9 protein-coding genes are annotated in these 13,328 nt (G+C 40.3%); all 9 read right to left on the bottom strand.

The genetic code is table 11. The features are described 5' to 3' along the window. Positions 1 to 96: 96 nt before the first annotated feature. Positions 97 to 2,175 (bottom strand): elongation factor G, encoded by a 2,079-nt coding sequence (gene fusA, locus ACHABU_RS18995; protein WP_435766532.1) that lies wholly within the window; start codon positions 2,173 to 2,175, stop codon positions 97 to 99. A gap of 42 nt (positions 2,176 to 2,217) precedes the next feature. Further along, positions 2,218 to 2,688 (bottom strand): 30S ribosomal protein S7, encoded by a 471-nt coding sequence (gene rpsG / locus ACHABU_RS19000; protein WP_435766533.1) that lies wholly within the window; start codon positions 2,686 to 2,688, stop codon positions 2,218 to 2,220. A 39-nt stretch (positions 2,689 to 2,727) separates the two neighbouring features. Next, positions 2,728 to 3,147, bottom strand: coding sequence for a 30S ribosomal protein S12 (rpsL, locus tag ACHABU_RS19005; RefSeq protein WP_435766534.1), 420 nt, complete (start codon positions 3,145 to 3,147; stop codon positions 2,728 to 2,730). Positions 3,148 to 3,293: 146 nt separating this feature from the next. Then, positions 3,294 to 3,545, bottom strand: coding sequence for a ribosomal L7Ae/L30e/S12e/Gadd45 family protein (locus ACHABU_RS19010; RefSeq protein WP_435766535.1), 252 nt, complete (start codon positions 3,543 to 3,545; stop codon positions 3,294 to 3,296). Positions 3,546 to 3,750: 205 nt separating this feature from the next. Beyond that, positions 3,751 to 7,359 (bottom strand): DNA-directed RNA polymerase subunit beta', encoded by a 3,609-nt coding sequence (gene rpoC, locus ACHABU_RS19015; RefSeq protein WP_435766536.1) that lies wholly within the window; start codon positions 7,357 to 7,359, stop codon positions 3,751 to 3,753. A gap of 123 nt (positions 7,360 to 7,482) precedes the next feature. Then, positions 7,483 to 11,019 (bottom strand): DNA-directed RNA polymerase subunit beta, encoded by a 3,537-nt coding sequence (gene rpoB, locus ACHABU_RS19020; protein WP_435766537.1) that lies wholly within the window; start codon positions 11,017 to 11,019, stop codon positions 7,483 to 7,485. A 447-nt stretch (positions 11,020 to 11,466) separates the two neighbouring features. Next, the gene (locus tag ACHABU_RS19025) at positions 11,467 to 12,069 is read right to left on the bottom strand and encodes a class I SAM-dependent methyltransferase (RefSeq protein WP_435766538.1); all 603 of its coding nucleotides are present in this window, start codon (positions 12,067 to 12,069) and stop codon (positions 11,467 to 11,469) included. Positions 12,070 to 12,379: 310 nt separating this feature from the next. Then, entirely contained in the window at positions 12,380 to 12,742 is a 363-nt protein-coding gene (rplL, locus tag ACHABU_RS19030) for a 50S ribosomal protein L7/L12 (RefSeq protein WP_435766539.1), read from the bottom strand. A gap of 56 nt (positions 12,743 to 12,798) precedes the next feature. Beyond that, positions 12,799 to 13,299 (bottom strand): 50S ribosomal protein L10, encoded by a 501-nt coding sequence (gene rplJ, locus ACHABU_RS19035; RefSeq protein WP_435766540.1) that lies wholly within the window; start codon positions 13,297 to 13,299, stop codon positions 12,799 to 12,801. Between the last annotated feature and the right edge of the window lie 29 nt (positions 13,300 to 13,328).

Consider the following 13,328-nt stretch of genomic DNA (forward strand, 5'->3'; position numbering starts at 1 on the left):
ACATTTTATTGTAATTAGTTGGCGCTAATGGGATAAATGTGGTTTATACCATTAGCCTTTACTAATTGTTATACGTTAAATGATAGAAAAAATCAATTATTGACCAGCATTTTTCTTGATGATTTCTTCTGTGACGCTCTTAGGTGTTTCTTCATAGTGATCGAATGACATCGTATAAGTACCGCGACCTTGTGTGTTCGAACGCAATGCTGTTGCGTAACCAAACATTTCAGCAAGTGGCACAAACCCTTTAACAAGTTGTGCGTTACCGCGTGTTTCCATACCTTCAATTCGTCCACGGCGTGAAGTAACATCACCCATGATGTCTCCCATGTACTCTTCAGGAATAACGATTTCAACTCTCATCATTGGTTCAAGAAGTACAGGATTACATTTTGTTTTCGCTGCTTTCAATGCCATTGAAGCAGCAACTTTAAATGCCATTTCATTCGAGTCAACATCATGATAACTTCCATCATATAAAGAAGCTTTGATGTCGATCAATGGATATCCAGCTAAGACACCGTTGGCCATTGATTCACGAATACCTTGTTCAACAGCAGGGATATATTCACGTGGAACAACCCCACCAACAATTTTATTTTCGAATTCAAATCCAGCGCCTTCTTCATTAGGTTCGAATTTAACCCAAACGTGTCCGAACTGTCCACGTCCACCAGATTGACGAACAAATTTACCTTCTACTGATGCGGATCCACGGAATGTTTCGCGATAAGAAACCTGAGGTGCACCAACATTAGCTTCAACTTTAAATTCGCGTCTCATACGATCAACAATGATATCAAGGTGAAGTTCACCCATACCGGAAATAATCGTTTGACCAGTTTCTTGGTCGGTTTCAGTTCTGAAAGTAGGATCTTCTTCAGCTAATTTAGCTAATGAAATACCCATTTTATCTTGGTCGGCTTTTGTTTTTGGTTCAATAGCAACCGAGATAACCGGCTCTGGGAAATCCATGGATTCCAAGATAACTAAATCTTTTTCATCACAAAGCGTGTCACCAGTTGAAGTATCTTTCAGACCTATAGCTGCAGCAATTTCTCCTGAGTATGCAACAGAAATCTCTTCACGAGAGTTAGCGTGCATTTGTAGGATACGACCTACACGTTCACGCTTATCCTTTACAGAGTTTCTTACATAAGATCCAGATTTTAAAGTCCCAGAATATACGCGGAAGAATGTTAATTTACCAACGAATGGATCTGTCATAACTTTAAATGCTAAAGCTGAGAATGGTGCATCATCAGAAGACAGACGAGTAACTTTTTCTTCAGTTCCAGGAACAATACCTTCAATTGGAGGCACATCAGTTGGAGCAGGAAGATAAGCAAGAACAGCATCTAGCATTAATTGAACACCTTTGTTTTTAAATGCTGACCCACATAATACTGGGTAGAAATCAACATTCAATGTTGCTATACGAATCGCTTCATTAAGTTCCTCAATCGAGATTTCCTCTCCCTCAAGGTACTTCATCATTAGTTCTTCGTTTGTTTCAGAAACTGCTTCAATTAAGTTTGCACGTAATTCTTCAGCTTGTTCTTTATATTCATCCGGAATTTCACGAGCTTCTTCACGTGTTCCAAGATCATCTAAATAGAAATGAGCTTCCATTTTAACCAAGTCAATAATTCCGTTGAATTCATCTTCAGCACCGATAGGCATCTGTATAGGATGCGCATTAGCACCTAAACGATCTCTTAAAGTACCAGTGGAGTATAGAAAGTCAGCACCGGTTTTATCCATTTTATTAATGAAAACAATACGCGGTACACCGTATGTTGTGGCTTGACGCCATACTGTTTCGGTTTGTGGTTCAACACCTGATTGTGCATCCAAAACTGTTACAGCACCATCAAGCACACGTAATGAACGTTCAACTTCAACTGTGAAATCTACGTGTCCAGGTGTGTCGATAATGTTAATTCGATGATTTTTCCATGAAGCAGTTGTTGCTGCGGAAGTAATTGTAATCCCACGCTCTTGCTCTTGCTCCATCCAATCCATTTGTGAAGCACCTTCGTGTGTTTCACCAATTTTATGAATACGTCCTGTATAGAAAAGTATACGCTCAGTAGTTGTTGTTTTACCCGCATCAATGTGGGCCATAATACCAATATTACGCGTATTTTCCAAGGAGAACTCTCTAGCCATTTAATCCTCTCCTTCCTTATAAAACCATTTGTCAGATTTATATTACCAACGGTAGTGAGCGAAAGCTTTATTCGCTTCTGCCATTTTATGCAGATCTTCACGTTTCTTAACAGCAGCTCCTATGTTGTTAGAAGCATCAAGAATTTCATTAGCAAGACGCTCTTCCATCGTTTTTTCTCCGCGTAAGCGTGAGTAGTTAACGATAAAACGTAATCCTAATGCCTGACGGCGTTCAGGGCGAACCTCAACTGGTACTTGGTAGTTTGAACCACCAACACGGCGGGAACGCACTTCAAGTACAGGCATTACATTTTTCATTGCTTGCTCAAAAACTTCCATAGCGTTTTGGCCACTTCTTTCAGCAACTTGTTCAAACGCTTTATAAAGGATTTTTTGTGCTTTCCCACGTTTACCATCAATCATGATTTGATTGATTAAACGAGTTACTAATTTTGAATTATAAAGCGGATCTGGCAATACATCACGTTTTGGTACTGGTCCTTTACGAGGCATATTAGAATCCTCCTTTCCTAATCTAGGTTATTTTAGAATTTATTTTTTTGCTTTCGGTTTTTTTGTACCGTATTTGGAACGTCCTTGCATACGACCGTCTACTCCGGCAGTATCAAGCGCACCACGAACAACGTGATAACGTACCCCTGGTAAATCTTTTACACGACCACCACGGATTAGTACAACACTGTGCTCCTGCAGGTTATGTCCGATACCAGGAATGTATGCAGTTACTTCCATGTTGTTTGACAAACGAACACGTGCATATTTACGAAGTGCTGAGTTTGGCTTCTTTGGAGTCAAAGTACCAACACGAGTACAAACACCACGTTTTTGTGGAGAACTTTGGTCAGTAAGTCTCTTTTTGAAACTATTGTAACCTTTGTTTAGAGCTGGTGAATCAGACTTTCTAGTTTTACTTACGCGACCTTTACGTACTAACTGATTAATTGTAGGCATTATTAATGTCCTCCCTTCTTGTATTATAGCTATTCATTTAAAACAGCAATCAGATTTTCTGAACACCGGTTGTAATACCACACATCCAGGTGGTTCATCTTTAGGTAAAAAATAATGCTTTAGCGTTTAAAGTGACGCCAAAACGTTTATTTCCTAAGTGCAACAGTAGATGTGCCAACCTCTATACCGCAAGCGGCACCAAGTGTTTTCATGGAATCCACATGCTGGTAAGGTATACCTAGTTCATTTGCTAAACTGACTACTTTTTGTGTTATTTGCCTGTTGGCATCTTCGGCAATAATCACTTCACTTATTTCACCATTATGCATAGCTTTAAGTGCTTGATTTGTCCCAATAATTATTTGCGACCTATTTTTCGTCACTTTTTCATAAGACATCCGAGTATCCTCCAAAGTAACAAGCATAATTGGAAGCACCTTGAATATATTATCATCCTATATTTTTTATGTCAATATAAAAATGATTATTTTTTGGTGTTTCCGACATTTTTTTCTTGTTTAACTGCTTTATTAACTATTAATCCGGTTAGAGGCAGGGGCGATATGTGAATCGTCCCCGCTTTGATCAACCGGTATTATTTAATTATAGGACAGTTTCTGTTTCTTCTTCTGTTTCTGTAGTTTCCGGCAAGTCCATACCTGACTTAATGTTGCGGTATTGTGGCATTCCGGTACCCGCAGGAACAAGTTTCCCAATGATAACATTTTCTTTGAGTCCGAGCAACTCGTCTCGTTTTCCTTTGATGGCTGCATCTGTAAGAACACGTGTTGTTTCTTGGAAAGATGCCGCTGAAAGAAATGAATCTGTTTCAAGGGAAGCTTTTGTAATACCAAGCAATACAGGGCGCCCTGTTGCGGGCTCTCCTCCACTATTAAGGACAGGATGATTCGCAGCTTTGAATTGATGTAATTCAAGTAAAGAACCTGGTAATACTTCCGTATTTCCTGCAGAAGTAACACGGATTTTACGAAGCATCTGGCGCACCATTACTTCAACGTGTTTATCACCAATTTCCACCCCTTGCATACGGTAAACGCGTTGAACTTCACGAAGCAGGTAATCCTGCACGCCTTCAACACCTTTAATACGCAGAAGTTCTTTCGGATCAACGGAACCTTCTGTCAGCTCTTGCCCAGTAACTACTTCTTCACCAATTGCAACTTTCATCCGAGCGTTGTATGGGACAGCGTAGCTACGTTGTTCTACCTCACCCTGTACCACGATTTCTTGTTTGTCTTTAACTTCTTTAACTTCCAAGACAGAACCGGAGATTTCAGTAATGATTGCCTGACCTTTCGGATTACGAGCTTCAAATAGTTCCTGAATACGTGGTAACCCTTGTGTAATATCATCTCCGGCAACCCCGCCAGTATGGAATGTACGCATTGTTAACTGTGTACCCGGCTCACCGATTGATTGAGCAGCGATGATACCAACAGCTTCGCCAACTTCAACATCAGCTCCTGTTGCCAGGTTGCGACCATAGCATTTTTGGCAGACGCCATGTTTGGTATTACATGTAAATGCTGTTCGAATTGTTACCTCTTCCACATTAGCTTCCACAATTCTTTTAGCTTGGTCTTCAGATATTAATTCGTTTTTAGATACAATTACTTTACCTGATTCAGGATGTTTTACAGTAATGAAAGCAGTTCTTCCAATTAAGCGATCGATTAATGGTTCAATGACTTCTGAACCATCAACCAAGGCAGATACTGGTAGTCCACGGTCTGTTCCACAGTCTTCCTCACGAATGATTACATCTTGTGCAACATCTACTAAACGTCTTGTTAAGTAACCAGAATCTGCTGTTTTTAGAGCTGTATCGGCAAGTCCTTTACGTGCTCCGTGAGTGGAAATAAAGTATTCCAATACAGTCAGACCTTCACGGAAACTTGATTTAATCGGGATTTCGATGATTTTACCAGATGGATCAGCCATCAAACCACGCATACCGGCAAGTTGTGTAAAGTTGGATGCGTTACCCCTCGCACCAGAGTCACTCATCATAAAGATAGGATTTCGGTTACTCAAGGAGCCCATCAATTTATTTTGAATAACATCTTTTGCTTGTGTCCAGATAGAAATAACTCGCTCATAACGTTCTTCTTCGGTAATTAAACCGCGACGGAATTGTTTGAGTACGTTATCCACTTTGGATTGCGCTTCATCAAGTATTCCTTGTTTTTCAGCTAACACGACGATGTCTGAAATACCAACAGTCATACCTGCTTTCGTTGAATAGCTAAAACCAAGGTCTTTCATACGGTCAAGCATTCTTGATGTTTCAGTAATCTTGAAACGTTTAAATACTTCAGCGATGATATCGCCTAGGAAACCTTTTTTGAATGGTTTGACCAATTCACGTTTTTTGATCTCTTCTCTAATATCGGTACCACGTCCTACAAAATAATGTTCCGGTGTTTTCTCTACCAGATTTATTTTGGATGGTTCGTTGATATAAGGGAAAGAGTCAGGCAAGATTTCATTGAAAATCAATTTACCCACAGTTGTAAGTAACATTTGAGAGTTTTGTTCCTCTGTAAATGTTTTGTTATTAAGGCTTGACGCATGTACTGCCACCCTTGTATGCAAATGTGCATAGCCATTCTGATAAGCAATCATTGCCTCACTAGCGTCTTTGAAAATGCTGCCTTCTCCAATTGCTTTTTCACGTTCAAGTGTTAGGTAATAGTTACCTAATACCATATCCTGTGAAGGTGTTACAACTGGTTTACCATCTTTTGGATTCAAGATATTCTGTGCAGCAAGCATTAAAATTCGAGCTTCCGCTTGAGCCTCTGCTCCCAATGGAACGTGAACCGCCATTTGGTCACCATCAAAGTCAGCGTTGTAAGCTGTACATACCAATGGGTGCAATCGAATTGCACGACCATCAACCAATGTTGGTTCAAAAGCCTGAATACCTAATCGATGCAATGTTGGTGCACGGTTAAGCAATACCGGGTGCTCTTTAATAACATCTTCAAGCACATCCCATACATCCGAATGCACACGTTCAATTTTACGTTTAGCAGACTTAATATTATGTGCTAGCCCTCTGGAAACAAGCTCTTTCATGATAAATGGCTTGAACAGCTCTAAAGCCATTTCTCTTGGAAGACCACATTGATACATTTTAAGATTTGGACCTACTACAATTACGGAACGACCAGAATAATCCACACGTTTTCCAAGTAGGTTTTGACGGAAACGACCTTGCTTACCTTTTAGCATATGCGATAAGGATTTCAATGGTCTGTTACCTGGTCCAGTTACTGGACGTCCGCGACGGCCATTATCAATTAATGCATCAACAGCCTCCTGAAGCATCCGTTTTTCGTTCTGAACGATGATGCTAGGTGCACCCAAATCCAATAAGCGCTTCAAACGATTGTTACGGTTTATAACTCGACGGTATAAATCATTCAAATCAGAAGTAGCGAATCTTCCACCATCAAGCTGTACCATCGGACGTATTTCCGGCGGTATAACAGGGAGAACGTCCAATACCATCCAACTTGTATCATTACCTGAATGACGGAAGGCTTCCATTACTTCCAAGCGCTTAATTGCTCTGGTTCTACGTTGTCCTTGAGCACTTTTTAATTCTTCTCTTAAAGAATCAACTTCTTTATCAAGATCGATATCCTGTAAAAGTTTACGAATAGCTTCGGCACCCATTTGCGCTTTGAACGTATTGCCGTACTTATCATAGTACCCACGGAATTCCTTCTCAGATAACAATTGTTTTTTCTCTAAGGGGGTATTACCAGGATCTGTAACGATGTACGCCGCAAAGTAAATCACTTCTTCCAATGCTCGGGGAGACATATCCAAAACAAGACCCATACGGCTTGGAATTCCTTTAAAGTACCAGATATGTGAAACAGGTGCAGCAAGTTCAAGATGCCCCATTCTTTCACGACGAACTTTTGATTTTGTTACCTCTACGCCACAACGATCACAAACGACACCTTTGTAACGAACACGTTTATATTTTCCACAATGACATTCCCAGTCCTTTTGCGGTCCGAAAATTCTTTCACAGAACAAACCGTCTTTTTCTGGCTTCAATGTACGGTAGTTAATTGTTTCCGGCTTTTTCACTTCACCATATGACCAAGAACGAATCTTTTCTGGTGAAGCTAGCCCAATTTTCATATACTCAAACTTATTTACATCTAACAAGGGGCAATCCTCCCTTTATAATGTGCGATTTTACCACTGGATTCATGTGAAATTTATATACAAGCAGCAGAATGGTCCTTGGTCTAAAAAAAGACTGTTGAACCAAATCTGCGCTACTTAAAATTAATTCTCTTCTACATCTATATTAAGCTTCGTTGCTGCCTGAACTTCTTCTTCTTCAAGTTCACGCATATCAATTTCCGCTTCAGAGCTGTTAAGCATCTTAACGTCCATTCCGAGACTTTGCAATTCTTTGATCAGAACCTTGAATGATTCAGGAACACCTGGCTCAGGAACGTTATCACCTTTAACGATTGCTTCGTATGTTTTCACACGTCCAACCGTATCATCGGATTTCACTGTCAGGATTTCCTGTAGTGTATAAGCTGCTCCATATGCTTCAAGTGCCCAAACTTCCATCTCGCCAAAACGTTGTCCACCGAATTGTGCTTTACCACCAAGCGGCTGTTGTGTAACTAATGAATATGGCCCTGTTGAACGGGCGTGAAGTTTATCATCAACCATGTGAGCAAGTTTAATCATGTACATAATACCTACGGACACACGATTATCAAATGCCTCTCCACTTCTTCCATCATAAAGTACTGTTTTTGCGTCTCTAGGCATACCAGCTTCATCAAGCGTTTCCCAAACATCTTCTTCCGTTGCCCCGTCAAATACAGGACTCGCAACATGGATGCCAAGAGTTCTTGCTGCCATTCCCAAATGCAACTCAAACACTTGTCCGATATTCATTCGAGAAGGTACCCCTAGTGGGTTAAGCATAATATCGATTGGTGTACCATCAGGCATGAATGGCATGTCTTCTTCCGGTAAAATTTTGGAGATAACCCCTTTATTACCGTGACGTCCAGCCATTTTGTCGCCTTCATGAATCTTACGTTTCTGAACAATATAAGCACGTACCAATTGATTTACACCTGGTGGCAGTTCGTCTCCATCTTCACGGTTGAAGATTTTAACATCCAGAACAATACCGCCTCCACCATGTGGAACACGTAATGAAGTATCACGTACTTCACGGGCTTTTTCACCAAAGATCGCATGTAATAATCGTTCTTCTGCAGAGAGTTCAGTAACCCCTTTAGGAGTAACTTTCCCAACCAGAATATCTCCGTCCGTCACTTCTGCACCAACACGGATAATTCCTTGTTCGTCAAGATTCTTTAACGCGTCTTCTCCGACGTTCGGGATATCTCTAGTGATTTCTTCTGGCCCAAGCTTCGTATCACGAGCTTCAGATTCAAATTCTTCAATATGAATAGAAGTATAGACATCATCTTTAACAAGTCTTTCACTCATGATAATGGCATCCTCATAGTTGAAACCTTCCCATGTCATAAAACCAACAAGAACATTTTGCCCTAGAGCCAGTTCTCCATCTTCCATGGAAGGACCATCAGCAAGTACTTCACCTTTTGTTACTCGATCTCCCTCACTTACGATTGGGATTTGATTATAACAAGTTCCTTGATTTGAACGTTTGTACTTTTGCAATTTATAATGCTCTAAATCACCTTGTACTTCTTTTCCGTCAACTTCCGAAACACGGCGAACTAATACTTCTTTTGCTTCTACGCGTTCAACAATACCGTCATTAAGGCAAATAACTGCTGCACCGGAATCTTTTCCGTTAACGTATTCCATACCAGTTCCAACAATTGGCGCTTCCGGTTTCATCAGTGGAACAGCCTGACGTTGCATGTTCGCACCCATTAATGCACGGTTGGAGTCATCGTTTTCCAAGAACGGGATACAAGCTGTCGCAGCCGAAACTACCTGCTTAGGTGATACATCCATATAGTCAATTTTGTCACGAGAAACAATAATGTTATCATCTCGGAAACGAGCAATAACCTCTTCATTAACAAATGTACTATCTTCTGTTAAAGGTGCATTCGCCTGTGCAACAATATAATTATCTTGTTCATCCGCTGTTAAATAGTCAATTTGGTTAGTAACTTGACCAGTTTCTGGATCAACCCGGCGATATGGCGATTCGATAAAACCAAATTTATTAACTTTCGCATAGCTTGATAGAGAGTTAATCAACCCAATGTTCGGTCCCTCAGGCGTCTCAATCGGACACATACGCCCGTAGTGGGAATAGTGAACATCACGCACTTCAAAGCCCGCACGCTCACGCGTTAAACCACCGGGTCCAAGTGCTGACAAACGACGTTTATGCGTCAACTCTCCCAATGGGTTGGTTTGATCCATAAATTGAGATAGCTGCGAACTTCCAAAGAATTCTTTAATTGATGCAATAACCGGACGTATATTAATTAATTGCTGTGGTGTAACGCTTGACGTGTCTTGAATAGACATTCTTTCACGTACAACACGTTCCATACGGGATAACCCAATACGGAATTGATTCTGCAGCAATTCACCAACAGAGCGTAATCGGCGGTTCCCCAGGTGATCGATATCATCTGTGTCTCCAACTTTGTAAAGCAGATTAAAGAAGTAACTGATCGATGCCATAATATCAGCAGGCGTAATATTTTTGGTATCTTTTGCTGCTCCACCATTTCCGATTACAGTTAATTCACGTTCTCCATTCGGGTCTGTTGGGTCCATGATTTTGACAGACTGAATATAAATTTCGTCTTCCAAAACACCGTCATGTGGTTCTATTACTCTTTCACCAAATCGGTCTTCTTCCCTTTCCAAATAAGGAAGTATTTTATCGAGCAATTTACGTTCAAGTCGTTCTCCTTTTTCAGCTAGGACTTCACCAGTCTCCGGATCTACTACCGATTCAGCTAATACTTGGTTGAAGAGACGATTTTTTATATGAAGTTTTTTGTTCATTTTATAACGACCTACATGAGCAAGGTCATAACGTTTCGGGTCAAAGAAACGGGAGACGAGCAGACTTTTTGCATTATCTACCGTCGGCGGTTCACCGGGGCGAAGTCGCTCATAGATTTCCAAAAGTGCCTTGTCGGTCGTTTCTGTATTATCTTTTTCTAGTGTATTTCTTAAGTATTCGTTTTCTCCAAGCAGATCGATGATTTCCTGATCTGTACCAAAGCCAAGTGCACGTAATAGCACTGTTATCGGCATTTTACGTGTACGGTCAATACGGACATATGCAACATCTTTAGCATCTGTTTCAAATTCCAGCCAGGCACCGCGGTTTGGAATTACAGTCGCGGCAATGCCACGTTTTCCGTTTTTATCGATTTTCTCGTTAAAATAGACACTCGGTGAACGCACGAGCTGTGAAACGATAACACGCTCAGCTCCATTAATAATAAACGTACCTGTATCTGTCATGAGCGGGAAGTCTCCCATGAATACTTCTTGTTCTTTCACTTCACCGGTTTCATTATTAATCAAACGAACCTTCACGCGAAGTGGAGCATTGTACGTAACATCTCTTTCTTTTGATTCATCTACAGGATATTTCGGTTCACCTAAACTGTAATCTACAAATTCAAGTGATAGGTTCCCTGTGAAATCCTCAATCGGAGAAATGTCCTTGAACATCTCTTTCAAACCTTCTTCTAAGAACCATTCATAAGAAGAGGTTTGAATCTCGATTAGGTTTGGTAATTCCAACACCTCACTGATACGTGCATAGCTCCTGCGTTGGCGGTGCCGTCCATACTGAACTAGTTGACCTGTCAACTGCTTCACCCCTTAAATCATACATTTTAGTAGTTTTTCCACAAAATGCTTATCATATTTAGAAAAAACAGCACCGGAGAACTTCCTGCCCGGGTTGTTTTTTGAAACTAACATACATAACATTCGGCTGTCTATCGGCATTCCAGACAAGCCTTTGAAAGCAGAACCATTTATAGTTCTAATATCAAAAACGCAGCACCCGTTAGTACTATCTATTAGTAGAGTGCTTTCACATCCTCGACTTCCATATAACAAATTTCCGGTTGTACAGATGGCAATTATTTTGGTAAACTAGAAAAAAGGCTTAATTAAAAACCTTCAATTTCTTCGATTATACCAGTGTTGCCGTTAGTCTTCGAAATATACGTTTCTATTCATGAAAAAATCTCTTGACAAGAGAATCCCCATGTTAGCATCTTCCAATCTTATCATAGTAATTTTCCACGGTCAATTATTTAAGGCTCGCAGAATATAGTAACCTTTACTTTTTGCCACAACTTCAACATTTCCAAACAACATCTCTATTTTTTCTATTGCAGAAGGGGCTCCTTGTTTCTTTTGTATAACAACCCATAATTCACCACCTGGCAGCAAGGCTGCAAAGGACTCCTCAAACATTTGATGAACAACTTGTTTGCCTGCTCTAATGGGCGGGTTTGTAAGTATTGCCGCAAATGACCTATCTGCTAAACTGGAAAAACGATCGCTCTGAACGACGTCTGTATTTCTCACCGCATTGGCGGAGGCGTTTTTTTCAGCGAGTGCAAGCGCACGCTCGTTTACATCAACCATAACTACTTTACGGTCTTCAAAGCTACCCGCTAATGAAATCCCGATTGGTCCGTATCCGCACCCGAGATCCAATAGATCCCCGGAAATACCCGGTTCCCGAAATTGCTCAATTAAAAGCCTGGAACCGAAATCTACTTCATTTTTTGAAAAAACGCCCACATCACTATTAAACGTATATTCTTTTCCTCTTAATTGATAGGTCCATGTTCTAGGTGAAGTTTTAGATTGAGGTTTATTGGAAAAGTAATGCTCAGACATATGGGCACCTACTTTGACTTAGTATTAGAATTAGAATTAGAATTAGAATTAGAAGATATCGGAAAGCCTATCGCTCTCCATAAATATATATAATAAAAACTTAACCAGCGAGAGTAAGTCACACTAATAAAGTTGTATCGTATGCACACAAAACAATGACGCCGCATCAATCAATAGAAAATCCTATCCCAAATAGGTGGTAATTATGTTGTGTTAATTTCCCAGTCCGAATAAAAGAGTACGAAGCAGGGGAAATCGTGATAAAAAGCCCGCCGAAAATACGACGAGCTCCTATTATTGAAAAGCTTAATTATTTAACTTCTACTCCAGCGCCAGCTTCTTCAAGTTTAGCTTTAACTTCTTCAGCTTCTTCTTTAGCTACGCCTTCTTTAATTGCTTTTGGTGCGTTATCAACCATGTCTTTTGCGTCTTTAAGACCAAGACCAGTGATTTCACGAACAGCTTTAACAACTTTGATTTTTGCTGTTCCAGCACTAGTAAGAACAACATCAAATTCAGTTTGTTCTTCTTCGACAGCCCCAGCTCCAGCTCCAGCAGCAGCTACAGGTGCAGCAGCAGTTACTCCAAACTCTTCTTCAATAGCTTTAACTAAATCGTTTAATTCTAATACTGACATTTCTTTGATTGCGCCAATCATTTCTTCGTTAGTCATGATATATTTCCTCCTAATAATTTTAATTTAATCCTATTTAAAATGCGGGGCATAAATTATGCGCCTTGTTCTTCTTTTTGTTCCGAAATAGCTTTAGTAACATATGCAAAGTTGCGAATAGGTGCTTGAAGTACGCTAAGCAACATTGAAACCATACCTTCGTAGTTTGGAAGTAAAGCAAGCTCTTGAATTTGTTCAAATGTTGCAACATTACCTTCAATAACTCCACCTTTGATTTCCAAAGCTTCATGTTCTCTCATAAAGTTATTTAGAATTCTTGCAGGGGCTACCACGTCGTCATTACTGAAAGCAATAGCAGTCGGTCCTACCAACGTATCGCTCAGGTCTGATAAATCAATAGCAGCAACTGCACGGCGTGTCATTGTGTTTTTGTAAACTTTAAATTCAATTCCTGCGTCGCGAAGCTCTTTACGCAAAGCTGTAACTTCGGCTACATCAAGTCCACGGTAATCAACTACCACAGCAGTTTGACTCGCACGAAATTTTTCAGTGATTTCATCAACCACTTGTTTTTTCTTTTCGATTATTCCAGACATTGTTCCACCTCCTATAGATATTCCCTATC

Source organism: Oceanobacillus sp. CF4.6, assembly GCF_051262635.1.
Taxonomy (GTDB): Bacteria; Bacillota; Bacilli; order Bacillales; family Amphibacillaceae; genus Oceanobacillus.